21 protein-coding genes are annotated in these 23,437 nt (G+C 73.2%); 16 read left to right on the forward strand and 5 right to left on the reverse strand.

The features are described 5' to 3' along the window. Nucleotides 1-14 precede the first annotated feature (14 nt). Nucleotides 15-755, forward strand: a complete 741-nt coding sequence (locus Air01nite_RS00980) for an alpha/beta fold hydrolase (RefSeq protein WP_203699820.1) — start codon at nucleotides 15-17, stop codon at nucleotides 753-755. Nucleotides 756-1,122: 367 nt separating this feature from the next. Here Air01nite_RS00980 and ku read toward each other — a convergent pair whose 3' ends face one another. Beyond that, on the reverse strand, nucleotides 1,123-2,079 hold the full coding sequence (ku, locus tag Air01nite_RS00990; protein ID WP_203699821.1) for a non-homologous end joining protein Ku: 957 nt from the start codon (nucleotides 2,077-2,079) through the stop codon (nucleotides 1,123-1,125). Between the two features lie 117 nt (nucleotides 2,080-2,196). Here ku and Air01nite_RS00995 point away from each other — a divergent pair, with 117 nt between their 5' ends. The 5 genes from Air01nite_RS00995 to Air01nite_RS01015 all read left to right on the forward strand — a co-directional run bounded on the left by Air01nite_RS00995 (nucleotide 2,197) and on the right by Air01nite_RS01015 (nucleotide 6,632). After that, entirely contained in the window at nucleotides 2,197-3,381 is a 1,185-nt protein-coding gene (locus Air01nite_RS00995) for an FAD-dependent monooxygenase (RefSeq protein WP_203699822.1), read from the forward strand. A 62-nt stretch (nucleotides 3,382-3,443) separates the two neighbouring features. Continuing rightward, nucleotides 3,444-3,950 (forward strand): toxin-antitoxin system HicB family antitoxin, encoded by a 507-nt coding sequence (locus tag Air01nite_RS01000; RefSeq protein WP_203699823.1) that lies wholly within the window; start codon nucleotides 3,444-3,446, stop codon nucleotides 3,948-3,950. A gap of 32 nt (nucleotides 3,951-3,982) precedes the next feature. Further along, the gene (locus tag Air01nite_RS01005) at nucleotides 3,983-4,825 is read left to right on the forward strand and encodes a DUF4097 family beta strand repeat-containing protein (protein WP_203699824.1); all 843 of its coding nucleotides are present in this window, start codon (nucleotides 3,983-3,985) and stop codon (nucleotides 4,823-4,825) included. Between the two features lie 89 nt (nucleotides 4,826-4,914). Then, entirely contained in the window at nucleotides 4,915-5,859 is a 945-nt protein-coding gene (locus tag Air01nite_RS01010) for an ATP-binding cassette domain-containing protein (RefSeq protein ID WP_203699825.1), read from the forward strand. Beyond that, complete coding sequence (locus tag Air01nite_RS01015) at nucleotides 5,856-6,632, forward strand: ABC transporter permease (RefSeq protein WP_203699826.1); 777 nt, start codon at nucleotides 5,856-5,858, stop codon at nucleotides 6,630-6,632. The genes Air01nite_RS01010 and Air01nite_RS01015 overlap by 4 nt, the downstream gene beginning before the upstream one ends. A gap of 65 nt (nucleotides 6,633-6,697) precedes the next feature. Here Air01nite_RS01015 and Air01nite_RS01020 read toward each other — a convergent pair whose 3' ends face one another. After that, nucleotides 6,698-7,291: a TetR/AcrR family transcriptional regulator C-terminal domain-containing protein gene (locus Air01nite_RS01020; RefSeq protein WP_203699827.1), complete on the reverse strand. Its 594-nt coding sequence runs from the start codon at nucleotides 7,289-7,291 to the stop codon at nucleotides 6,698-6,700. 29 nt (nucleotides 7,292-7,320) lie between these two features. On the opposite strand from Air01nite_RS01020, the gene Air01nite_RS01025 reads away from it, so the two are divergent. The 6 genes from Air01nite_RS01025 (at nucleotide 7,321) to Air01nite_RS01050 (ending at nucleotide 14,039) form a co-directional block, all read left to right on the forward strand. After that, on the forward strand, nucleotides 7,321-8,559 hold the full coding sequence (locus Air01nite_RS01025) for a beta-ketoacyl-[acyl-carrier-protein] synthase family protein (protein ID WP_203699828.1): 1,239 nt from the start codon (nucleotides 7,321-7,323) through the stop codon (nucleotides 8,557-8,559). A gap of 43 nt (nucleotides 8,560-8,602) precedes the next feature. Further along, the gene (locus Air01nite_RS01030) at nucleotides 8,603-9,073 is read left to right on the forward strand and encodes a hypothetical protein (protein ID WP_239090410.1); all 471 of its coding nucleotides are present in this window, start codon (nucleotides 8,603-8,605) and stop codon (nucleotides 9,071-9,073) included. A gap of 32 nt (nucleotides 9,074-9,105) precedes the next feature. Continuing rightward, nucleotides 9,106-9,474 (forward strand): UBP-type zinc finger domain-containing protein, encoded by a 369-nt coding sequence (locus tag Air01nite_RS41820; RefSeq protein WP_373310274.1) that lies wholly within the window; start codon nucleotides 9,106-9,108, stop codon nucleotides 9,472-9,474. A 94-nt stretch (nucleotides 9,475-9,568) separates the two neighbouring features. Then, nucleotides 9,569-12,172, forward strand: coding sequence for a DUF3376 domain-containing protein (locus Air01nite_RS41505; protein ID WP_203699829.1), 2,604 nt, complete (start codon nucleotides 9,569-9,571; stop codon nucleotides 12,170-12,172). An 81-nt stretch (nucleotides 12,173-12,253) separates the two neighbouring features. Further along, the gene (locus Air01nite_RS01045; RefSeq protein WP_203699830.1) at nucleotides 12,254-13,267 is read left to right on the forward strand and encodes a LacI family DNA-binding transcriptional regulator; all 1,014 of its coding nucleotides are present in this window, start codon (nucleotides 12,254-12,256) and stop codon (nucleotides 13,265-13,267) included. Nucleotides 13,268-13,400: 133 nt separating this feature from the next. Then, nucleotides 13,401-14,039, forward strand: a complete 639-nt coding sequence (locus Air01nite_RS01050) for an HNH endonuclease family protein (protein WP_203699831.1) — start codon at nucleotides 13,401-13,403, stop codon at nucleotides 14,037-14,039. A 48-nt stretch (nucleotides 14,040-14,087) separates the two neighbouring features. Here the strand turns inward: Air01nite_RS01050 and Air01nite_RS01055 are convergent, their stop codons facing one another. From Air01nite_RS01055 to hrpB, 3 genes are all read right to left on the reverse strand, one after another. Continuing rightward, on the reverse strand, nucleotides 14,088-15,116 hold the full coding sequence (locus tag Air01nite_RS01055; protein WP_239090411.1) for a nitronate monooxygenase: 1,029 nt from the start codon (nucleotides 15,114-15,116) through the stop codon (nucleotides 14,088-14,090). Continuing rightward, nucleotides 15,113-16,510 (reverse strand): M1 family metallopeptidase, encoded by a 1,398-nt coding sequence (locus tag Air01nite_RS01060; protein WP_203699832.1) that lies wholly within the window; start codon nucleotides 16,508-16,510, stop codon nucleotides 15,113-15,115. The genes Air01nite_RS01055 and Air01nite_RS01060 overlap by 4 nt, the downstream gene beginning before the upstream one ends. A 68-nt stretch (nucleotides 16,511-16,578) precedes the next feature. Then, entirely contained in the window at nucleotides 16,579-18,978 is a 2,400-nt protein-coding gene (hrpB, locus tag Air01nite_RS01065; RefSeq protein ID WP_203699833.1) for an ATP-dependent helicase HrpB, read from the reverse strand. A 97-nt stretch (nucleotides 18,979-19,075) separates the two neighbouring features. On the opposite strand from hrpB, the gene Air01nite_RS01070 reads away from it, so the two are divergent. From Air01nite_RS01070 to Air01nite_RS01085, 4 genes are read left to right on the forward strand one after another with little or no spacing between them, the layout of a single operon-like run. After that, the gene (locus Air01nite_RS01070; protein WP_203699834.1) at nucleotides 19,076-19,594 is read left to right on the forward strand and encodes a DUF6328 family protein; all 519 of its coding nucleotides are present in this window, start codon (nucleotides 19,076-19,078) and stop codon (nucleotides 19,592-19,594) included. 56 nt (nucleotides 19,595-19,650) lie between these two features. Beyond that, nucleotides 19,651-20,925: a WD40 repeat domain-containing protein gene (locus Air01nite_RS01075; protein WP_203699835.1), complete on the forward strand. Its 1,275-nt coding sequence runs from the start codon at nucleotides 19,651-19,653 to the stop codon at nucleotides 20,923-20,925. A 48-nt stretch (nucleotides 20,926-20,973) separates the two neighbouring features. Continuing rightward, nucleotides 20,974-21,642, forward strand: coding sequence for a response regulator (locus Air01nite_RS01080; protein WP_203699836.1), 669 nt, complete (start codon nucleotides 20,974-20,976; stop codon nucleotides 21,640-21,642). Next, a complete protein-coding gene (locus tag Air01nite_RS01085) occupies nucleotides 21,639-23,384 on the forward strand; it encodes a sensor histidine kinase (RefSeq protein WP_203699837.1) in 1,746 nt (581 codons plus the stop codon). The genes Air01nite_RS01080 and Air01nite_RS01085 overlap by 4 nt, the downstream gene beginning before the upstream one ends. The last annotated feature ends 53 nt before the right edge of the window (nucleotides 23,385-23,437 follow it).

Below are 23,437 nucleotides of genomic sequence, written 5' to 3' on the forward strand. Positions count from 1 at the left end.
CTACCGTCCGGTGGATGAGTCATCAGCTCTACTACGAGGACAGCGGGCGGGGCGACGCCGTCGTGCTCATGCCCGGCTGGGGTGGCAGCATCGTCGACCTCAATGGCGTACGCCGGGAGCTGGGGTCCGGGTTTCGGGTCATCGCCGTCGACCTCCCCGGTTCCGGGCGGTCGCAGCCGCAGCCGCGGGACTACCCGCCGACCTACTACCGCGACGACGCCCACCTCCTGCTCGGCCTGCTCGACGAGCTCCGGGTCGACGCCGCGCACCTGGTCGGCTTCAGCGACGGCGGCGAGGAGGCGCTGCTCATGGCGCAGCTTCAGCCGGCCCGGGCGCTGTCGGTGCTGACCTGGGGTGCGGCCGGCCAGATCGTGGCGTCGCAAAAGCTGCTCGACGGGCTCACCCGGCTCGTCGACGAGCCCATCGACGAGCTGAAGCCGCTGGCCGCGTACCTGGCGGAGAAGCACGGTGTGGCCGGCGCCCGCACGATGGCGAGCAGCTGGTCCCGGGCGATGGCCGCGGTCGTCGACGCGGGCGGCGACGTCAGCCGGTCCGGTGCCGCCGCGATCCGCTGCCCTGCCCTGCTGATGACCGGGACCTACGACCCGTTCTGCCCGCCCGAGCTGGTCGAGGAGATGGCCGGCGCCATCCCGCGCGGCCGGTTCCTGGAGATCATGGGAGCCGGACACGACGCGCACCTGTCGCATGCCGGGTTCCTGTCACGCACGGTCGTGTCGTGGCTCGCTGACCACTAGCCGTACTCGCCGCGGATGGGCAGGTAGTAGGCGGGCGTGAAGCTGGCGATGATGACGACTCCCGCGATCGGTGCGAACGCGCCGACGACGATGCCGACGCCCAGCCCGCGGTCCACAGGGTGATGCCGTAGAAGACGATCGCGGTCCCGACGCCCTCGTCCGCGCGGAGGGCGCCGGCGAGCACCCTCGTCGAGAACGGGAGGAAGGCGATCACCATCAGCAGCACGGTGTTGAAGAACAGGACGGCGCGGTCGACGTGGCGGCGTCACCGCGATCGCGAAGACCGCGTCGCTGAACGCGACGAGGCGGCCCGGATTACGCAGGAGGCGCGGCAGGTGGGCGGTGCCTCGCTGCCGCGCGGGAGCCATCACGCGACCCGGCGGCCGGTTTTCTTGGCAGTCTTCTTCGCGGGGGTCTTCTTCGCGGTGGTCTTCTTCGCCGTCTTCTTGGCCGTCGTGGTCTTCTTGGCGGCCGGCGCCTTCCGGGTGGCGGTCTTCTTCGCGGCTCCCTTCTTGGCCGCGGCCTTGCGGCCACCACCGGCGCGGCGGGACTTCGCGTCCTCGACGCTGCGTCGCAACACGTCCATCAGGTCGGTCACGTTCGTCGCCGCCGGGGCCGCCGCCGTTTCGGTGATCTCCTCGCCGGCCTTCTTCGCCTCGATCAGTTCGTTGACCCGGTCCGTGTAGGTGTCCCGGTATTCCTCGGGCTTCCACCCGCTGGCCATCGAGTCGATCAGCTGGGCCGCCATGCTCAGCTCCGTCGGCTTCAGCTTGATCCTGCCCGGCACGTCGGCCAGGTCGGCGGCCTCGCGGACCTCGTCGGCGAAGTACATGGTCTGCAGCACGAGCACGTCGCCGTCGGCGCGGATCGCGGTGAGGTATTCCTTGCCGCGCATGACCAGCGTCCCGATCGCCGCCCGGCCCGCGTCGACCATCGCGTCGCGCAACAGGGCATAGGTGCGCGTCGACTCCTCGCCGCCCGGGCCCAGGTAGTAGGCCTTCTGGTAGAAGACCGGGTCGATCTCCTCGACGTCGACGAACGCGTGGATCTCCAGGCTGCGGGACCGCCCGGGCGCGATCGAGTCGAGCTCGTCGGGGTCGAGGATCACGTGCTGCCCGCCGCCGATGTCGGCGCCGCGGACGATGTCGGCGTACTCGACCTCCTTGCCCGTGCGTTCGTTGACGCGCAGGTAGCGGATGCGGTCGCCGGTGCCCTTCTGGAACTGGTGGAACGAGACCTCGTGCTCCCGGGTCGCCGAGTACATCCGCACCGGCACCGCCACCAGCCCGAAGCTGATCACACCTGTCCAGATCGGACGCGCCATCCCCGACCACCTCCGTAAGCACCAGCAAGCACTACCGCGAGCCTCGCACGCAACCCGGTCGGTCGCTGACGAACAGCCGTCTTGCACAGATGTCTCAGACGTGCGTACCATCGATTCATGACACGCATCGCGAACGCGAGGATCCTGGTTTCGGGCGCCGGCATCGCCGGCACGGCGCTGGCCTGGTGGCTGGCCGAGCACGGCGCCGACGTCACCGTGGCCGAGCGGGCCGAGGAGCCGCGCGACGGCGGCTACAAGGTGGACATCCGGGGCGCGGCGCTGACCGTGGTCGACCGGATGGGCCTGCTCGACCAGGCCCGGGCCGTCCGGACGGGCGTGCGCGCCGGCTCCGTGGTCGACGCCACCGGCCGCCGGGTGGCCAGCATGGACGCCGACACGTTCGGCGGCCGCGTGCACGACGACGCTGAACTGCTCCGGGGCGACCTGGCCCGGATCCTGCGCGAAGCGACCACCGGAAGGGTCGGCTACCGGTTCGGCACCGAGATCGAGGCACTCGACCCGGACGGCACGGTGACCTTCGCGAACGGCGGCGCGAGCGAGCGCTTCGACCTCGTGGTCGGCGCCGACGGGCTGCGCTCACGCACCCGCTCACTGGCCTTCGGGGAGGGCGGCGTCCACGACCTCGGCCACTACATCGCGATCTGCTCGGTGCCCAACCACCTCGGCCTCGACCGCGAGGAGCTGACCTACGTCGGCCCGGGGCGCACCACGCTGGTCTACAGCACCGCCGGCCAGAGCGACGCCAAGGCGATGTTCCTGTTCTCCGGCGACGCGCCACGCCCGCAGGGGCAGGAGGCGCAGAAACGGTTCCTGACGCAGGCGTACGCGCAGGAGGGTTGGGAAGTTCCCCGCCTGCTCGAAGCGATGGGCGACGCCACCGACTTCTACTTCGACACGATCAGCCAGGCCCGCCTCGACCGCTGGTCGACCGGCCGGGTGACGCTGGTCGGCGACGCCGCCTACTGCGCCTCCCCCGCGTCGGGTCAGGGCACGAGCCTGGCGCTGGTCGGCGCCTATGTGCTGGCCGGCGAGCTGGCCACCGCCGGCCTCGACGAGGGTCCGCACCGCTACGAGGAGCTGATGCGCCCGTTCGTCGTCGCCAACCAGAAGCTCGGCCCGGCCAACATCAAGCGCATGGTGCTGCGCAGCCGCGGCCAGGTGCGGATGTCGATGCGGATGCTCGGGCTGCTCAACCGGCTCCCGGGCAAGGAGCGGATGCTGGCGAAGGTCGTCGAGCCGATCCACCGCGCCGCGACCGCGATCACCCTGCCCACTTACTGACCTCTGGCACCACGATGGCACCACCCCTTGCGGTGGTGCCATCGTGGTGCCATAGTAGTGCCATGGACCTGACGCCCTACGTCGACAAGCTCCGCGAGGAGTTGGCCGTCGCCGCCGAAGCTGGTGGCGACGAGGCCCGCGCGCTCGCCGAGCGGCTGACCGCTCCCCTGGACTCGGCCGTCCGGCTGGCCTTTCTCGAGGCGCTGTCGGCCGCGGCCGACGAGATCACCCGTGACCTGGCGCCCGGCTCGGTCGACCTGCGGCTGCGCGGCCGTGACCCGCAGTTCGTGGTCACGGTGATGCCAACTGGCACCACGCCGGCACCAACGCCGGCCGCCGCGCCGGTCGACGAGGCCGCGCTCACCGCGGGCGCCGCGTCGGCCCGGATCAACCTGCGGCTCCCCGACGAGCTCAAGGCCCGCGTCGAGACGGCCGCCGCCCGCCACCACGTATCCGTCAACACCTGGCTCGTCCGCGCGGCCGCCGCCGCCCTCGACACCGACAGCCAGCCCACCGCTCCCGATCGGGGCGCCGGCGAGGGCCAGCGCTTCACCGGCTGGGTGCGCTGACCCGAGCTCCAGACACACACGAGGGGACCACCATGCCCACATTCGACACTCCCACCGCCATCGACGTCGAGATCAGCCTCGTCGTCGGCCACGTGCGCATCACCGCGGACGAGCGCGACACCACGTCGGTCGAGGTCCGGCCGGCCAACTCGGCCGGCAGGTCGGTCAAGCTGGCCGAGGAGACCCAGGTCGCGTACGCCGACGGGCGGCTGTCCGTGCGCACTCCCAAGAACCTGACCCGCTGGTTCTCCGGCAAGACCGGCCTGATCGACGTCGAGATCGCCGTCCCGGCCGGCTCGCGGCTCACCGGCAGCACGGACGCCGGCGACCTGCACGTCACCGGCACGCTCGGCGACACCCGCTACAAGTCGGGCTACGGCGCGCTGCGGTTGGCACAGACCGGCCGGCTCCGGCTCGACACCGGCGCGGGTGAGATCACCGCCGAGCGCGTCGACGGCGACGCCGAGGTGACCACCGGCACCGGCCGCGTGCACCTCGGCCGGGTCGAGGGCGCCACCGTGGTCAAGAACTCCAGCGGCGAGACCTGGATCGGCGAGGCGGTCGGCACCGTGCGGGCCAACGGCGCCAACGGCAGCATCGAGGTCGACCGCGCGGCGGGCGGCGCGACGCTGAAGACGGCCAACGGCAGCGTCCGCGTCCGTGCGGCCGTGCGCGGCCAGGTCTCGCTCGACACCGCGGCCGGCTCGATCGAGGTCGGCATCCCCAGCGGCACCGCGGCCTGGCTCGACCTCGACGTCAAGAACGGCGCGGTGCGCAACAACCTCGCCGGCACGTCGGGTCCCGCGGAGACCGACGAGAAGGTCGAGATCCGCGCCCGCACCTACTTCGGAGACATCACGATCCAGCGGGCCTGACCCCCGCTCCCGCTCCACCACACCCGCAGCCGCGGCAGCTCTGCTGCCATGGCTACCCATGCTGCCCTGGTATCAAAGGAAGGACCATCATGACCGCGATCGAGGTGTCCGGCCTGCGCAAGGCGTACGGCAAGCACACCGTGCTCGACGGCATCGATCTGCACGTCGCCGAGGGGTCGGTGTTCTCCCTGCTCGGCCCGAACGGCGCCGGCAAGACCACCACCGTCGAGATCCTCACCACCCTGCAGGCACCGGACGCCGGCCGGATCGTCGTCGGCGGGCACGACCTGGCCCGGGACCCGCAAGGGGTACGCGGAGCCATCGGCGTGACCGGCCAGTTCTCCGCGGTCGACAACATCCTCAGCGGCCGGAAGAACCTCCAGCTCATGGCCGATCTGCGGCACATGGGCAAGCGCGCCGGCCGGGCGCGGGTGGCCGAGCTGCTGGAGCGCTTCGACCTCGTCGAGGCGGCCGGGCGGCCCGCGTCCACGTACTCCGGAGGCATGCGCCGCCGGCTCGACCTGGCCATGACGCTGGTCGGCACGCCGCGGATCATCTTCCTGGACGAGCCGACCACGGGCCTCGACCCGCGCAGCCGCCACACGATGTGGCAGAGCATCCGCGAACTGGTCGCGGCCGGCACGACGATCTTCCTGACCACCCAGTATCTGGAGGAGGCCGACCAGCTCGCCGACCGGATCGCGCTGCTCAACGGCGGCGTCCTGGTCGCCGAGGGCACGCCGGCCGAGTTGAAGCGGCTGGTGCCGGGCGGCCACGTGCGGCTGCAGTTCAGCGACCCGGCGCGGCTCGACGTCGCGGCGGCACGGTTCGCCGACGGTACGCGCGACGACGACGCCCTGACGCTCGACGTGCCCGGTGACGGTGGTGTGTCGTCCCTGCGCACCCTCCTGGACCGGCTCGCACACGAGCGCGTCGAACCCGACGGCCTCGCCGTGCACACCCCCGACCTCGACGACGTCTTCCTCGCCCTGACCGCCACCGCCCCCGCTCCCATCAAGGAGAAGGTCCGATGACCACCACCGTGCTCGACTCCGTGACGCTGTTCCGCCGGGACATGACGCACGCCCTGCGCTTCCCGATGATGACGATCAGCGGCATCGGCACCGCGTCATTTTTCCTGCTCCTGTTCGTCGGCGTGTTCGGCGACGCGCTCGGCGCGGACTTCCTGCCGGGGGACGGCGGCCACTACGTCGACTACATCGCGCCGGGCATCATCCTGATGGCCGCCGGCACCGGCACCGCGGCGACCGCGATCAAGGTCAACCAGGACATGCAGGAGGGCTTCATCGCCCGCCTGCGGACGATGTCGATCGCCCGCATGTCGGTGCTGACCGGTCAGGTGGTCGGCAGCCTGGTCCGCACGATCCTCAGCGTGGTCCTGGTCGTCGGCGTCGCGCTGGCGCTGGGCTTCCGCCCGTCGGCGACGCCGCTGGAATACCTTGCGGCGCTGGGCGTCTTCGCGATGCTGACGTTCGCGCTGACCTGGATCGCGGTGGCATTCGGCCTGGCCACCAAAACGGTCGCGGGGGCGAACAGCCTGTCGCTGATCCTCCAGTTCCTCCCGCTGATCTCGAGCGCCTTCCTGCCGACCGACTCGATGCCGGCCGGGGTGGCGTGGTTCGCCGAGCACCAGCCGTACACGCCGATCATCGAAACCCTGCGCGGCCTGCTGATGGGCTCGGGCATCGGCGCCAGCGCCTGGTGGGCGATCGGCTGGTGCGCGGTCCTGGCCACGGTCGGCTTCTTCTGGTCCCGCGCCCTCTACAACCGCCCGCGCGGCGCCTGAGGGCTAAGCAACGGTCCGCTATTAACGCTTTCCGCATAGGAACGGTCCGTTATTAACACTGCGTGTTAATAACGGACCGTTCCTTCGTGGACCGTCATCACGCCGGCTACGTCCACGTCGGCCGACGTGCCCGGGTAGCCGGACTCCGCGATCAGGCGGGCGCCGAGGACCGCGCTCCAGAACGTGCGGGCCTCCACTTCGGGCGTACGGTCGACCGCCCACCCCCGCCGCGCCAGGATCGCGGACAGGTAGTGCTCCGCCTGCCGGAACAGGACCGTCAGGTTCTGCTCCGCGAGCGGCCGCAACTCCGGGCGCCGTCGCGTGATCGACATCGCCTCGACCAGCGACGGCAGTGAGGGCAGGGCCAGCGCCGTGCGGGCCAGCGTCGTGCGGAACGCCTCCGGTGTGCGCTGGCGGCGGCCGATCGGCTCGAGCCGGGCCGCGTCGCGCAAAAACATGAGGAACGCCGCGTGAACGAACAGGGCGTCCTTGGAGCCGAAGTAGTAGGTGATCTGGTTCGGGTGCGCACCCGCCGCCGCGGCGATCTCGGCCACGTTGACCTGGTCGAACCCGCGTGCGGCGAACAGCTCGACCGCCCGGTCGAGGATCAGTGCACGGGTGCGCCGGCCGCGCAGCCTGGGTGGAACGGTGGTGGACACCTCTTAGTTGTATGCGATACAACTAAGGTATGTCCACCACCCCAGACGTCGTCGTCACCGGTCTGGGTGCGACGACCCCGCTCGGCGGCGACGTCGACGCCCTGTGGCAAGGAGTGCTCGCCGGCCGCTCCGGGGTCCGCCGGATCGACGACCTGGTCGCCGCGTTCACCTTCGCCGACGACCTGCCCGCCAAGATCGCCGCACCGATGGCGGTCTCCCCCGCCGACGCGCTGACCCGCGTCCAGGCCCGCCGCATGGACCGCGCCGAGCAGGCCGCCTTCGTCGCCGCCCGCGAGGCGTGGCAGGCCGCCGACACCCCCGAGGTCGAGCCCGAGCGCCTGGCCGTCGCGATGGGCACCGGCATCGGCGGCGTCACCACCCTGCTCGACCAGGACGACCTGATCGAGGAGCGCGGCCCCGGCAAGGTCTCGCCGCTGACCGTGCCGATGCTCATGCCCAACGGCCCGGCGGCCTGGATCAGCATCGAGTACGGTGCCCGCGCCGGCGTCTTCACCCCGGTCTCGGCCTGCGCGTCGGGCGCCGAGGCGCTGGCCCTCGGCGCGAAGCTGATCCGCGACGGCGAGGCCGACGTGGTCATCGCCGGGGGTGCCGAGGCGGCGATCAACCCGTTGACCATCGCGGGCTTCGCACAGGCCCGCACGCTCAGCCGCCGCAACGACGAGCCGGAGGCCGCCTCCCGCCCGTTCGACGCGGCCCGCGACGGCTTCGTGCTCGGCGAGGGCGCGGGCGCGATGGTCCTGGAGCGCGCCGACTTCGCCGCCGCCCGCGGCGCCCGGGTGCTGGGCCGGGTCGCCGGCTTCGGCATCACCGCCGACGCCTTCCACATCACCGGCCCCGACCCGACCGGCGCGGGCCAGATCCGCGCGATCCGCAAGGCCCTGGCCGACGCCGGCCTCGAGCCCGCCGACATCGTGCACGTCAACTGCCACGCCACGTCCACAGTGGTGGGCGACGTCGGCGAGTCGGCCGCGATCGCCACGGCGCTCGGCCCCGAGGCGGTGCTCACCGCCCCGAAGTCCAACATCGGCCACCTGGTCGGCGCGGCCGGCGCGGTCGAGGGCATCGTCGCGCTGCTCTCCGCCGTCGAGGGCGTGGTGCCCCGGACCCTCAACCTCGAGGAGAAGGACAAGGAGGTCACCCTCGACGTGGTGGCCGGCGCGACCCGCACCACCCGGCCCGGCCCGGTGCTGAGCAACTCCTTCGGCTTCGGCGGCCAGAACGTGAGCGTGATCTTCACACCTGCGTGACGGTCGTGATCTTCGGTGCCGGCGCAACGGTAAGGTCCCTGGCGTGGGACAACGGCGGTGGAGTGCGGTGCCGGCGGTCGCGCGGCCGATCGCGGACGCGGCCGACGACGCGGTGGTCGCGGCCGGGACGCGGGACGCCGAGGCGCTCGACGGCGCGGTCGCGCGGCTGGCCGCGTACGACCCGGCCCAGGTCGGTCTGCTGCTCGGCACCGTCGTGCGGCACGCGCTCGAGGAGGCCAACCCCGACGGGCTGAGCAGCGACGACGTGCGCGAGACGCTCAAGGCGGCGGTGACCGACGCCCGGCAGTGGCGCGGCGACGTCGACCCCCAGGTCGTGCTCCTGCTGCTCGCCGGAGCCCTCGGCGTGCACGAGCCCGACCCCGACGAGCCGCCGGTCAAGGCCGACGTCTCGGCCCGGCACGGCGCCCTGCTGGTCGCGCACCTGGTCGATCCGGCCACGTTCGCGGCGCGCCTGGAGCGGGCCGCCACGGAGCTGGCGCAGCACGCCGAGTGAGCGCGATAGGTTGATCGGGTGGGAGCGACACCGTGTTGAGGCGCCGTCGGGGCGGGTCCGGCGAGCCGGACGACGAGCGGCACGACAAGCCGTTACGCCTGTTCCGCCAGCTCGTCCGTTCCGGGCAGCTGCCCGTATACCAGCCCGAGCTGTGCGAGCACCTCGACGCCGCGCCGGCCCGTGACGTCGGCCGGCCGACCGCGTGCGAGGACCACCTGCCGACCGACGAGCCGGTGGTGCACCTGCGGGTCTGCCTCACCTGCGGGCACGTGGCCTGCTGCGACTCGTCGCAACCGAGGCATGCCACCAAGCACGCGCACAAGACCGGGCATCCGGTGATCCAGTCGGCCGAGGTCGGCGAGACCTGGCGCTGGTGCTATCCCCACGAGCTGCTCGGCTGAACGTGAAACACCGCCGGCAAACGGTCGTCGTACGCTAATTTTGCGAGGAATGCCCGATTAAGACCCGGGCGGCACCGAGCAGGAGCGGGCGACGATGCCAACCACCACCCACCCGACCGAGCTGCGCCTCGCGCTGGTCTTCAACGGCGGGGTCAGCCTGGCCGTCTGGATGGCCGGCGTCACCCACGAGATCGACCGGCTGCGCCGGGCCGAGGGACCCTGGCGCGACCTGCTGCGGGACGCCAACGTGCGGGTCGTCGTCGACATCGTCGCGGGTACGAGCGCCGGCGGCCTCAACGGCACCCTGCTGGCCTGCGCCGTGGCGGCCGGCGAGCCCCTGCCGAGCGAGCTGCGCGACCTGTGGATCCGAGACGCCGCGCTGACCACGGGAAAGCTGCTCGACGACACCGCCGAGACGCCGCACAGCCTGCTCGACGGCGGCTACCTGACGCGGATGATCCGCTCGGTCGTCGGGCCGCGCGCCCAGCGCGTCGCGGACCGCGGCGGCCACCCCGCCGATCCGGTCACGCTGTTCGTCACCGCCACCGCGACCGGCGGGCCGCAGCCGCGCGGCACGGACTCGCTCGGCCAGCGGTTCGGCTACGAGGACCACCGGCGGCTCTACCGGTTCGTCGCGGACGGGCAGCGCCAGGTGCACGACCCCGAGCTCGGGCCGCACCCGACGGTCCGCAACGACTTCACCGCGGGCGAGGCCCTGGTCACCGCGGCCCGCGCCTCGGCCGGCTTCCCGGGCGCGTTCCCGCCGGTCAGCGAGGAGCCCCTGCTGGCGCTGCCCGACCTGCGGGTACACCCGGACCTGCCGCACCTGCGCGACCTGCCGACCTTCCTGGTCGACGGCGGCGTGCTGGACAACGCGCCGTTCGCCCCGGTGGTCGAGGAGATGGCGCAGCGGACCGTCAACGGGCCGTACCGCCGGATACTGGCCTATGTCGTGCCCAGCTCCGGCGTGCGCGGCTCCGGCGCGGTGGTCCCCGCCAGCGACGTGGCCGGCTTCCGCCCGCCCCTGCACAGCGTCGTCTCCGGATCGCTGAACCTGCCGCGGGAGGTCGACTTCCGGACGGACGTCGACGAGCTCGACGAGCGGCTCGCGGTGGCCGAGGAGTCGCCGGCCGACCGCCTCTTCGACCGGCTGCACGGGCCGGCGGGCAGCGACCTGCGGGCCACGGCGGCCAGGCTGATCCAGGAGTACCGGCGGGCGCGTACCGTCGACGGGGTCTGGAAGGCGCGCCGCCTGCTGCGCCGCCGTCCACTCTCGACCGACCTCGGCCGCCCGGAGCGGGTCGACGTCTCCGAGCTGCTCGGCGACCACAACCTGTGGGTGCCGCCCGCCGGCACGCCGCTCGACCACGCGCTCGACGGTCCCCTGTGGACCTGGGGCGTCTCGGCCGCACAGCAGGTCGTCACGGTGATGCTCCGCGACGTGCGCCGCCACCTCGACGGCGACAAGCAGGCGCCCGAGTTCGCCGAGCCGCAGCGGCTCGCGCACGGGCTGAGCGCGGCGCTGGCGAAGATCCTGGCGATCGACTCCGCGGTGCGGCGGGCGACGCTGGACCACGCGCTGGCCGCCGGCGTGGGTCCGGCCGCGTCCGACGAGACGCTCGCCGGGGTGGTCAACGCCGCGTTCACGGAGCAGCGGGTACGCGAGCACCTGCTGGTGGTCGTCCGTTCCGCGACCTCGGCGTACGCGGAGTCGGTCGGCTCGGATCCGGCCGAGGTGGTGTCCCGGGCGCTGGCGGCCGAGGTGCTCTCGCGCGCGTTCGCGGAGCCGTCGATGCGCGCGCACACGCCGCCGTTCGACTTCGTGCGGATCGGGCCCGACGTGGACAGCCCGCTGGTCGCGCTCGGCGACTACCGCGACGTCGGCGACCGCAAGCTGTTCGGCACGCGGGTCGGGCACTTCGGCGCGTTCGCCGCCGACGGCGCGCGGGCCCACGACTGGCTGTGGGGCCGGCTCGACGCCGCCGCGCACTTGACCAGGCTGGTGCTGCGCGACGAGCCGCCGGCGGCGGTCGAGCGGCGGGTCGCGGCGGTGCAGATGGCGATCCTGGACGACGAGTCGGGGCGGGCGGGAGCGCCGGACGGTGCCGCGCTGCTGCAGCGGTTGGCCGCCGCGCACCACCGGGTCACCGGCGACGGGCGGGAACTGGTCCGCTCGTTCCTGCGCGGCGACGACGGGCGGTCGACCGCCACAGGCGTGGCCCGGGCCGCGACCCGGCTGCTCACCCACGGCTGCTTCCAAGCGGTCAACCCCTCCTCGGGTACGCCGCCGCGGGCCGGCTGGCAGCGCACGCTGGAGGCGGTCGTGGCACCGTCTCGGCCGGCCCGGCTGACGGCCGGCAACCGGTTGGCGCGGGCCGTCACGGGGCCGCTGCGGACCGGGTTGTGGACCGGGCTGAGCGACGACCCGACCCGGCTCGCGCGGCGGATGCGCACCCGGCTGATCATGCTGCTGCTCGGCTGCGCGGGCGTGGTGTTCGTGCTGGGCGCGCTGGTCGGCGCGGCCGCAGCGCTGTACCACAGCGGAGACCAGGTCATCCGGTGGACGACGTTCGGTGTGGTGCTCGCGGTGGTCGTCGCGTTCCTGACGGCGGCGTGGCGCACGCTGGCGGCACCGGACCCGGCGCCAGCTCCGGCCCCGGTCCCTCCCGAACCGGCGCCGGCCGCCGCGGCACCCTAAAGTTTTCGACATCGGTTTCGATTTGCCGACCAGGGGTGTAAGGTGCCGACACACCCCTTGGATCGAAGGTTTTCGAAACTCATGGCAGGCACCGGGCGACCGACCATGGCGGAGATCGCCAAGGAGGCCAACGTCGCGATCTCGACGGTGTCCAAAGTGCTCAACGGACACACGGACGTGTCGGCGGCGACCCGCAGCCGGGTCGAGCGGCTGCTGGCGGAACGCGGCTACCGCCGCCCGCGCGCGGTGCGCCGCGCCGGGCGGGGCAGCGACCTCGTCGACCTGGTGATCAACGACCTGGACAGCGTCTGGGGCCTGGAGATCCTGTCGGGCGTCGAGGAGGTCCTCGAGGCGGCCGGCCACGCCCTGGTCGTCTCGACGGTCCACAATCGCCAGTCGCTGACCCGGCGGTGGGTCGACTCGGCGCTGGGCCGCGGCTCGCTGGGCGCGATCCTGGTGCTCTCGGAGCTGACGGCCAGGCAGCAGGCGGACCTGGACCGGCGCGGCCTGCCGATCGTGGTGATCGACGGCGTGAGCCAGCCGCCGCCCGAGGTGGCGTCGATCGGCGCGACGAACTTCGCGGGCGGCTACGCGGCGGCCGAGCACCTGACGTCGTTGGGCCACCGCCGCATCGCCGCGATCGGCGGCCCGGAGCGGTTGCAGTGCACGCGGGCGCGGATCGCCGGCTTCCGGGCGGCGTTGGAGGCGGCCGGCGTGCCCGCTGACCGGGCCCTGGTGCGGTACGGCAACTTCATGCACGAGGGCGGGCTGCGCGGCGCGCAGGCGCTGCTGGCCTTTCCGGACCCGCCGACGGCGATCTTCGCGGGCAGCGACCAGCAGGCGACGGGCGTCTACGAGGCGGTGCGCCGGGCGGGGCTGACCATACCGGGCGACGTCAGCGTGGTCGGCTTCGACGACCTCAACTTCGCCGAGTGGACCGCGCCACCGCTGACCACCGTCCGCCAGCCGCTGCACGAGATGGGCGTGGCGGCCGCCCGCACCCTGCTGCGCATCGTCAACGGCGAGCGCCTGGAGTCGACCCGGATCGAGCTGGCCACCCACCTGGTCGTCCGCGGCAGCACCGCCGCGCGTTAACACGGCGTTCACGGTTCTGTGCCGGACGGCTGTGGACCTTGGACACACACATCTGGTTTCATCGATGCGACGTGCGCCGCGTCCCAGCCCGGAAACCCCCGTCCGGCCGCGGCCACAAAGGTCAGGAGATCCGATGGTCCGCACCCTCAGGGCCGCCGTCGCCGTGGCGGCCACCACCGTGGCCACCCTCGCCGTCACCCTCGTCGCCAGCCCCGCGCAGGCCACCCCGCCGAACATCCCGTCCTACAGCACCGCGCTGAGCCGGCTCAACTCGCTCACCGTCGCCGCCGAATCCCACCACTCGACCTACAACCGCGACCTGTTCCCCCACTGGATCACCATCACCGGCAGCTGCAACACCCGTGAGCAGGTGCTCAAGCGCGACGGCACCAGCGTCGTCGTGGACAGCAGCTGCGCGGCCACCTCGGGCCGCTGGTACAGCCCCTACGACGGTGCCACCTGGAGCGCCGCCTCCGACGTCGACATCGACCACATGGTGCCGCTGGCCGAGGCCTGGTCGTCCGGCGCCTGGGCGTGGACGACGTCGCGCCGGCAGACGTACGCCAACGACCTGGGCGGTCCCGAGCTGTGGGCCGTCACCGACAACGTGAACCAGTCCAAGAGCGACCAGGACCCCGCCACCTGGCAGCCGCCGCTGTCCTCGTTCCGGTGCACCTACGCCCGGGCCTGGATCCAGGTCAAGTACTACTACGGCCTCACCGTCGACAGCGCCGAGAAGTCGGCCCTGAACGGCATGCTCGCCACCTGCTGAGACCGCGCGCCTCATGACGACCTCGTGGCGGCGGGCCCGCCCGGGCGGTCAGGCCGTGGAGGACAGCCGGGCGAGGATCGTTGCCACGGGGTCGTCGGAGGCGTGGTGGAAGGCGGTGCCGGCCCACAGGTGGAGGTGGTCCGGGTCGTTGGTCGCCGCGGCCGCGCGGCGTATCGGGCGGGTCAGGTGGTGCAGGGCCGGGTAGCCCAGTGGGGCCGCATCGCTGTAGCGGTCCGTGAACGTGTTGCGGAGGCCGCGGGCCGGGCGGCCCGTGAAGGCGCGGGTGACCACCGTGGTCGTTCTGGCCGGGTCTGTCAGGGCCGCACGATGTGCCGGGGTCGTGCCCACCTCGCTGGCGCGCAGCAGAGCCGTGCCGACCGCGACCAGGCTCGCGCCCGCGGACAGCGCCGCGGTCACGTCGGCCGCGGTGCCGACGCCGCCGGCCGCCACCACCGGGAGCCGCACCGCGGACCGGACCACGGCGACCAGGTCCGCGAGCGGCAGTGCCGGCACCGGGCGGTCCGGTGTGAACGTGCCCGAGTGGCCGCCGGCGGCGGCGGACTGCACGACCAGGACGTCGATCCCTGCCGCGGCGGCCGCCTGGGCCTCCGGCACCGAGGTCACGGTCTGCGCCAGGACCGCGCCCGTCGCGCGCAGCAGGGTCAGGTCCGTGGCCGGTGGCAGGCCGAACGTGAAGCTGATCAGCGGGACCGGACGCTCGCGGAGCACGGCTACCTTGGCGGGCCAGCCGTCGTCGTCCTCCTGCGGCGCCGTGGGCAGAGCGACACCCAGGCGCGACGCCTCCGGCGCGAGCAGCGCCGCATAGCGGGCGTAGGCCGCCGCGTCGATCGGGATCGGGTTCGGGGCGAAGAGGTTCACCCCGAAGGGGACGCCGGCGGCGGTGACCGTGGCGACGTCGGCAGCCAGCGCCGAGGGTGTCAGGTAGCCGCCGGCGACGAAACCCAGCGCGCCGGCGCGGGCGGCGGCGATCGCCAACGCCGGTGTGCCCGGGCCCCCGGCCATCGGCGCGGCGATGACCGGCAGGGCCAGTGGGAGCCCGGGCAGCGCCGCTGTCACCAGGTCGTCGGCTTGCCGGGCTGGTAGAGCCAGGTCTGGAAGAACGCGTCCAGTTGCTGGCGGCCGTGCTTCTCGGCCAGTCGGACGAAGTCGGCCGTGGTGACGTTGCCGTTGCGGTTCTTGGCGTACCAGTCTCGGAGCAGGTCGAAGAACGCCTTGTCGCCGATCTTCACCCGCAGCGCCTGCAGGGTCATCGCGCCACGGTCGTAGACCGCGCTGCCGAACATGAACTGCGGGCCGCCCACGTTGGCCGGCGGGCGGTTCCAGAACGAGCTGGTCGCCGGGCGGGCGTAGGACGCCTCGAACGACTGCTGCGCCGTGTCGCCGCCGTGCTTCTCGTCGTAGATCCACTCGGACCAGGCCGCGAAGCCCTCGTTGAGCCAGATGTCCGGCCAGACCGTCAGGCTCACGCTGTTGCCGAACCACTGGTGCGAGATCTCGTGGACGACCGTGCCGGCGCCCGGCGTCGAGTCGTATTGCGACTTCGTCTGCGACTCGAGCGCGTAGCCGACCTCGGGCGCGTGGTCGACCACCCCGCCGCCGCTGGTGAACGGGTAGGGCCCGTAGAGCTGCGCGAAGAACGTGATCACCTCGGCCTCGGCCGCCAGCCGCTCGAACGCGCCCTCGGGCACCTCGACCGGGTCGACCGCGTGGTAGAGCGGAATCTTGCCGACCTTGCTGATCCGCAGCTCGAACACGCCGTTGGTGACCGTCGCGAGGTAGGGCGCCATCGGCGAGTCTTCCCGCCAGCGCCACGTCGTCTTGTCCTTGTGGTCGCGCTTGGAGATCAGCTTGCCGTTGCCGATCGCGGTGATGCCCTTGGGCACCGTCACCGTGAACTCGAACGTCGCCTTGTCGCGCGGGTTGTCGTTGGCCGGGTACCACCCCGGCGAGCCCTGCGGCTCGTTGACCACGAACGCGCCGTCTTCGGTGGGCACCCAGCCCTCGCTGCTGCCGTCGGGGTCGATCACCTCGGTCGGCGTGCCCGCGTAGTCGACCCGCACCGTGAACGTGCGCCCGGCGCGCAGCATCTTCCTGGGGCTGACGATCAGCTCCTGCCCGTCGCGGCTGAACCGGGCCGGCGCGCCGTCGACCCGCAGCGAGCTGATCTCGAAGCCGCGCAGGTCGAGGTCGAACTGGGTCAGGTTTTGCGTGGCCCGCGCGGTGATCACCGCGGTGCCGTCGAGGAAGTTGGTCGCGCGGACGTAGTCGAGGTCGAGCGCGTAGTGGCGCACGTCGTAGCCGCCGTTGCCGGCCAGCGGGAAGTAGGGATCGCCGAGACCCGGCGAGCCGATCGTCGAGCCGCCGGTGGCGGCGGCGGGGGTGGCGACCGCGAGGGCGGTCAACGCGGCAACCACACCGGTGAGGGCGCGTCGCAACAGGACAGACGACACTGGCGGTCCTCCTTGGGAGAGCGGCACGACGATCTTCGCACCACCCACCGACAAAACCCAGCGTCTACTCAGGCGGAAGGGTCGACCGGCCAGGCATGCCGCGGGTACCGGCCGCGCAGCTCCGCCCGTACCTGCGGATAGCCGGTCCGCCAGAAGGACTCGAGGTCGCGCGTCACCGCCACCGGCCGGCCGGCGGGTGAGAGCAGGTGTAGCAGCACGGGTACGCGACCCTCCGCCACGGTCGGCGTCGTCCGCCAGCCGAACGCCTCCTGGACCTTGAGCGCGACCACCGGCGCTTCCGGATCGGCGTAGTCGACCCGCAGCCGCCGCTCCCCCGGCCCGGCCACCCGCTCGGGCGCGACCGCGTCCAACCGCCCGGCCACCTGCCAGGGCAGCAGCCGCCGCAACGCACCGGCGACGTCGATCCGGGCGAGGTCCGCCCGCCGCCGCGCGGAGGCCAGGTCGGGTGCCAGCCAATCCCCGGCCAGCAGCGCCGCGTCGCTCACGTCCGGCCACGGCTCACCCAGGGCCTCCCGCGCGAACGCGAGCCGTTGCCGCAACGCGACCGCCGCCCGGTCCCACCGCAACACCCCGAGCCCCTCACGGCGCAGCCCCTCGTGCAGCGCCGCCGCCATCAGCGACGGCGGCACCGTCGACAGTGGACGCGATACCAGCACGACCGCGCCGAGCCGCTCGACCTCCTCCGCCACCACGTCGCCGCCCGACCAGGCGACCGACGACTCCGTGCGCAACAACCCCGCACCCGCCTCGCGCGCCGTGGCCTCGTCGATCGCCACCGCCGACCGGATCCGCGCCGATGCCCGACCCGGCTGGCGGTCGGCCGCCGCGACGGCCAGCCAGTCGACGCCCGCCAGGGAAGACCCCGGCGCGAGCTCAGCGGCGGTCCCACCGCTCATCAGGTACGCGGACCCGCCCGCACCCCGCGCCTTCGCCAACCGTTCCGGGTACGCCAACCCGACCACCAGCCCGGCCGCGAGGTCATCCGACATCCGCGCCCCGGACGCACCCCGACGGTCCAGCGACGCGCGCAACCGGCGCGCCTCCTCCCGAAAGGCACCGTCACCGCGCACCCGCCGCCAGCCCGCGACGAGATCCTCACCGGCGCTCTCCCGATCGAGCAGCGCGACCACCTCGGCGGCCCGGTCGGCTCCGACCACGTCGGCACCGTCGAGCAGGGCCCGCGCGAGCCGCGGATGGGTGCCCACCCCGGCGATCCGCCGCCCACGCGCCGTCACCCGACCGCTGTCGTCGACCGCACCGAGCGCGACCAACGTCGACGTCGCGACCGCCATGGGCCCGGCCGGCGGCGGATCAGGCAACGAAAGCCCCGCCCCACCGGGCGCGCCCCACAACGCCAGGTCGAGCGCGAACCCGGTCAGATCGGCCCCCTCGATCTCGGGCGCCGGCCGGGCCGGCAACCGGTCGTGGGCCGCCTTGGACCAGCAGCGATAGACGGTTCCGGGCCCCTCACGCCCGGCCCGGCCGGCCCGCTGCTCCGCGGCGGCCTTCGAGACGGGCACGGTCACCAACGCACCGAGCCCCCGCGCGTAGTCGGTCCGCGGCACCCGCGCCAGACCCGCGTCGACCACGACGCGTACACCCGGAACGGTCAGGCTGCTCTCCGCCACCGCCGTCGCGAGCACCACCCGCCGGTCCGGCGACGGCCGCAGCACCGCGTCCTGCACGGCCGCGTCCTGCCGACCCAGCAGGGGATGCACCGGCAGGTCACGCAGCCGCTCCGCGACCGAGGCGATCTCGCCCGCACCGGGCAGGAACACCAGCACGTCACCGGACCGCTCGCGGAACGCCCGCCGGGTGGTCGCGGCGACGTGGTCCAGCAGCCGCGGATCCACCCGCAGCCCGTGCGGCGGGTCGACCTTCGCCGGCGGCGCCCACACCACCGAGACCGGGTGCAGGGCGTCGTCGGCGGTGACGGTCGCACCCAGCAACTCGGCGAGCCGGGCCGTGTCAGCGGTCGCCGACGTGGCCAGCAGCCGCAGGTCGGGCCGCAGGTTGGCCCGCACGTCGACGCAGAACGCCAACGCCAGGTCGGAGTCGAGGTGCCGCTCGTGGCACTCGTCGAGGATCACGGTGTCGACGCCGTCGAGCGCCGGATCGTGCTGCAGCCGGCGCACCAGCAGCCCGGTGGTCACCACCTCGACCCGCGTGTCCGCCGAGGTCCTGCGGTCGCCGCGGACCGCGTAACCCACCCGACCGCCGACCCGCTCACCCACCAGCGCCGCCATCCGCCGCGCGGCGGCGCGGGTCGCCAGCCGGCGCGGCTCCGCGACCAGCACACGCCCGTGGCCGGCGAGGTCCAGCGGCACGAGGGTGGTCTTGCCGGTGCCGGGCGGTGCCACCAGCACGGCGCTGCCCCGGGCGTCGAGCGCCGCGCGCACCGCCGGCAGCACACGGCGGATCGGCAGGTCGGGTTCGTCGGGCAGCACCGCATCATGATCCCCCACCGGACGTTTCACCCGAGCGCGGCGCGGGAAAGGTGTGCGGACTTCACGACACGGGCACGACACGCGGCGGAGGGGCGGCATGAGCCGGGAGACCGAGAAGCAGCGGTGGGACCGCAACTTCAGCGACCTGCTGCAGGAGCTGCGGGTGGCGCAGACGGGCGTGCAGATCCTGTTCGCGTTCCTGCTGACGCTGCCGTTCAGCAACGGCTTCCCGCGCACGACGGCCTTCCAGAAGGACGTGTACGTCGTCGCCCTGATCGCCGCCGCGTGCGCCGCCGCCCTGATCATCTCGCCGGTCGCCTTCCACCGCGCGCTGTTCCGCCAGGGCCGCAAGCCCGAGCTGGTGAGATACGCGCACAAGGTCGCCACCGGCGGCCTGTTCTTCATGTTCATCGCGATCGTCGCGTCGGTCCTGCTCGTCATCGACTACGTCCTGCCGGCGCCGGCCGCGCTGGTCCTCTCGGTGTTCACGGGCCTGTTCTTCGTCACGTTCTGGGGCATCCTGCCCTGGTCGCGCCGCGACTGGGGCGAGCCGGACGAGACCGAGAAGCAGATGGAGGAACGGCGGGAGAACCCGGAGCGCTACGAACTCGCGTAGCGGCCGCCACAACCGAATCCGGCCCTGAGAGACTCTTGGTCTTCCGGGAGGCTGGGTTGCGGGACGTACGGGAACACATCAGGCGGTCGTGGACCTTGTCGGTCGTCGTGCTGCTGCTCGCGCTCATGGTCGCGGGCAGCGCACCAAGTGCTCTCCGGACCGCCGGCCCCGTCGCAGGGCCGAGCGTGCCGGACCGGACCGCCGGATACTCGACGTTCACCGGCTCGGTCACCGGCGCTCCTCCCGGCCGGGCGATCGCGCTGTACGGCTACGGCAACGGCGAGCTGTTCAACATGTTCCAGTCGCTGGTCGTCGGCGCGGACCGCGACACCTACCGCCGGGTCGACGCCATGGAGGACCGCGACCGGCCGTCCGCGCTGCTCGCACCCGACGGCACCCACGTCCTCCTCGGCGACGAGCGGGGCGCCACCGACGACCTGATCCTGGTCGACCTGGCGACCGGAGAGCGCCGGTCCATCCCGCTCGGTGCCACGGTGGGCGTGCGGCTGCTGGCCTGGTCACCCGACGGCCGCTCCGTCGCCTACAGCGCCGCTCCCCTGACCGACACCAGCGAGTTCGGCAGCGTGAACGTCGTCGAGCCCGCGGTGGCCCGCGACGGCACCCTGCGGCTCCTCGACGTCGCGAGCGGAAGCAGCACCGACCTGCCCTCGGTGGAACCGCCGTGGACGGCGGCGTTCGCACCCGACAGCCGCCGGCTCGCCGTGCAGGTCGGCCAGCAGGTGCGCCTGATCGGCCTCGACGGAACCGAGTTCGACACCGTGGACATCGCCGCGGGACGCGAACTGGCGCCCGAGGTCGGCTGGTCGCCCGACGGCCGGTTCCTCGCCACGGTGCCCTGGGTCGGCGACGGCCCGACGGGCGGGTTCACCGGCCACGGCATGTTCCTGTGGGACTCCGGCGACGTCTCCTTCGTACCCCTCGACGACGCCGACTCGACGCCCACCGCGGTCCCGGACGTGGCCAGACTGCTCGGCTGGCGCTCGGCGGACACGATGGTCGTCGCGACGGTCGACGACGCGCAGCACGTCACGCTGGCCGAGGTCGACCGGGCCACCGCCAGCCGCCGCACCCTGTCCCGTTTCGACACCGGCAGCACCTGCGAGCTGCACACCCAGCCGTGCATGGTGTTCGACCTGCACCTCGCCACGGGCCTGCTGCCGGACCTGACGGTCCGCGACGCCGGAAACCCGCAGCGCGGCGGCGTCGGGCCGATCATCGTCAACAGCCTCGTCGTGGCCACCCTCCTCGGCGCCGCCTACCTGCTGTGGCGCCGCCTCCGCCGGACGGGATCGGGTCCGCCGCGGGGCTGACCTGTCCGCGCCGAGGCTGACCCGCGGGCGCTCGTTAGCCTACGGGCCATGACGCAGCGGATCCGGTTGTTGATCGCCGACGACCAGGCGATGATCCGCGCCGGTCTGCGGCTCGTGGTGGAGGCGTCGGCGGCCGACTCGATCACCGTGGTGGGCGAGGCGTCCGACGGGCGTGAGGCGGTCGACCTCGCACGCCGGCTGCGCCCCGACGTCCTCGTCATGGACATCGCGATGCCGAGGGTCGACGGTCTCGCGGCGGCCCGCACCCTGTTGACCGGGCCGCACCCGCCGAAGATCGTCATGCTGACCATGTTCGACAGCGACGAGCACCTGTACGCGGCCCTGCGGCTCGGTGTCAGCGGCTTCCTGCTGAAGGTCTCGCCGCCCGAGCAGCTCGTCGCCGCCGTGCGGACCGTGGCGGCCGGCGACGCGCTCATCGACCCGGCCGTCACCGGGCGCGTCATCGCCGGCTTCGCCGGCCGGCCCGCACCCGGCCCGGCGCCCGGGCTCGACCGGCTCACCGGCCGCGAGCACGAGGTGCTGGTGCTGATGGCGCGCGGGCTGTCCAACGCGGAGATCGGCGAGCGGCTGCGGGTGGGTGAGGCGACCGTGCGTACCCACGTGGGTCGGATCTTCCAGAAGCTCGGCCTGCGGGACCGGGTGCAGGCGGTGGTCTACGGCTACGAGTCGGGCCTCGTCGAGCCCGGGGCACGATGAGCGGCTGGCGTCCGTCGCGGCTCGACGTGCTGTTGGCCGTGGCGGTGGCCGCCGCCGGCACGGTCGAGGCGTACGGCCGCGCGGGGCCGGGGCCCGGACACGTCCACCACCCCACCCTGCTCGCCGCGGGCGCGTTAGCCGGCGGGCTCGTGCTGGTCCTGCGCCGCCGCGTCCCGATCGGGGCGCTGGTCGCGCTCACCGCGCTGACGACGCTGCTGCGGGCGGTCGTGATGGACGCGGACTACCCGCTCGCCGCCTGGCAGTTCTACTCCAACCTCATCCTCGTGCACACGGTCGGCAGCGAGGTCGTGCGACCGCGCGTCCGGGCGGCCGCCGTGCTGGCCGTCCTCGCCGACTACGCGTTGCTGCAGACGCTGCCCGGCCAGGATCTCGCCGAGAGCCTGATCGTCGCGATCTTCATGGGCGTCGCCTACGGCAGCGGTGTCCTGCTCCGCCGGCAGACGGCGCGCACGGTGCGGATGGCCGAGGCGGCCGCGCTGGCCGCCACCACCGAACGCGCCCGGATCGCCCGCGAGCTCCACGACGTCATCTCGCACAACGTCAGCCTGATGACGCTGCAGAGCGGCGGCGTGCGCCTCCTGCTCGGCACCGATCCCGCCCGTGACCGGGAACGCGACCTGCTCCGCGGTGTCGAGCAGGCGGGCCGGGAGACCGTCGAGGAGCTGCGGATCATGCTCGGCCTGCTCCGCGACGGCACCGCCCCGGCCCGCCTCGACCGGCTCGACGCGCTCGCCGGGCCCGTACGCGAGGTTGGGCTCGACGTCCGGGTCGTCCGCACCGGCGCCGGCCGCCCGGTGGCGCCGGCGGTCGACCTGGCCGCATACCGCGTCGTGCAGGAGGCGCTGACCAACTCGCTCAAGCACGCCGGCGCCACCGCGGTGACGGTCACGGTCGACCACGCCCGGGACGCCCTGCGTGTCGAGGTCAGCGACGACGGCGCGGGCACGCCGGCGGCCGGAGACGGGCACGGGCTGGCGGGAATGCGCGAACGGACGGCCCTACACGGCGGCACCTTCGAGGCCGGCTCCCGTCCGGGCGGCGGGTTCACCGTCACCGCCGTGTTCCCACTCGCGGTCGCTCATCCGCAGCATCCGCAGGCCGATGACGCCCGCGCCGGCGACGTAGAGCAGGCTGCCGGCGACCATCCCGATCGGATAGATCGGTCCGGTGAGCACGCCGACCAGGATCGCCGGCGGCGCCCACCACGGGACCTGGCGGTCGAAGGCGAGGACCAGACCCAGCAGGAGCACGCCGAGCAGCCCGAGGAAGCCGGGGATCTGGAAGCCCCACTGGGCACCGGCGAGCGCCTCGTCGGCGATCCGGCTGCCGCGTTCGGCGCCGAACTCGCTCTCGAGCCGGGCGTAGAAGTAGTCGCCGAGCATGAGCGCCGAGAAGTTGACGACGCCCAGCAGGGCCACCGCGCCGGCGACGTGGCCGAGGACGACGGCGCGCCGGCGGGTCAGGTGGATCATTCCGACGATGCCGGGCACGAGCAGGACCCAGCTCCAGTGCAGCAGGGCCGCGCTGACCGACACCTGATCGGGATGGCGCCCGTAGGCGCCCGCGGCGGCGTCGCCCGCGCGCAGGGCCGGATCGACGACCAGCCCGGCGACGTAGACCAGCGGCGCGGCGACGAGGCTGACCCCGGCCATCCACCGGCGAAGCGTGTGATGCATGACGACCTTTCGACGAGAACGGACAGTGGCGAGCCGAAACCGTAAGCGGGCACACCCCGCGGCGTCGTCAACCGCGACGCGGACCTCCGGTCAGCGCG

Origin of the sequence: Asanoa iriomotensis (assembly GCF_016862515.1) — a bacterium.
Lineage (GTDB): Bacteria > Actinomycetota > Actinomycetes > Mycobacteriales > Micromonosporaceae > Asanoa > Asanoa iriomotensis.

Coding starts and splice junctions, on each gene's coding strand:
- Air01nite_RS00980 (WP_203699820.1), top strand. CDS start 15: ATGAGTCATCAGCTCTACTACGAGGACAGCGGGCGGGGCGACGCCGTC.
- ku (WP_203699821.1), bottom strand. CDS start 2,079: ATGGCGCGTCCGATCTGGACAGGTGTGATCAGCTTCGGGCTGGTGGCG.
- Air01nite_RS00995 (WP_203699822.1), top strand. CDS start 2,197: ATGACACGCATCGCGAACGCGAGGATCCTGGTTTCGGGCGCCGGCATC.
- Air01nite_RS01000 (WP_203699823.1), top strand. CDS start 3,444: ATGGACCTGACGCCCTACGTCGACAAGCTCCGCGAGGAGTTGGCCGTC.
- Air01nite_RS01005 (WP_203699824.1), top strand. CDS start 3,983: ATGCCCACATTCGACACTCCCACCGCCATCGACGTCGAGATCAGCCTC.
- Air01nite_RS01010 (WP_203699825.1), top strand. CDS start 4,915: ATGACCGCGATCGAGGTGTCCGGCCTGCGCAAGGCGTACGGCAAGCAC.
- Air01nite_RS01015 (WP_203699826.1), top strand. CDS start 5,856: ATGACCACCACCGTGCTCGACTCCGTGACGCTGTTCCGCCGGGACATG.
- Air01nite_RS01025 (WP_203699828.1), top strand. CDS start 7,321: ATGTCCACCACCCCAGACGTCGTCGTCACCGGTCTGGGTGCGACGACC.
- Air01nite_RS41505 (WP_203699829.1), top strand. CDS start 9,569: ATGCCAACCACCACCCACCCGACCGAGCTGCGCCTCGCGCTGGTCTTC.
- Air01nite_RS01045 (WP_203699830.1), top strand. CDS start 12,254: ATGGCAGGCACCGGGCGACCGACCATGGCGGAGATCGCCAAGGAGGCC.
- Air01nite_RS01050 (WP_203699831.1), top strand. CDS start 13,401: ATGGTCCGCACCCTCAGGGCCGCCGTCGCCGTGGCGGCCACCACCGTG.
- Air01nite_RS01070 (WP_203699834.1), top strand. CDS start 19,076: ATGAGCCGGGAGACCGAGAAGCAGCGGTGGGACCGCAACTTCAGCGAC.
- Air01nite_RS01080 (WP_203699836.1), top strand. CDS start 20,974: ATGACGCAGCGGATCCGGTTGTTGATCGCCGACGACCAGGCGATGATC.
- Air01nite_RS01085 (WP_203699837.1), top strand. CDS start 21,639: ATGAGCGGCTGGCGTCCGTCGCGGCTCGACGTGCTGTTGGCCGTGGCG.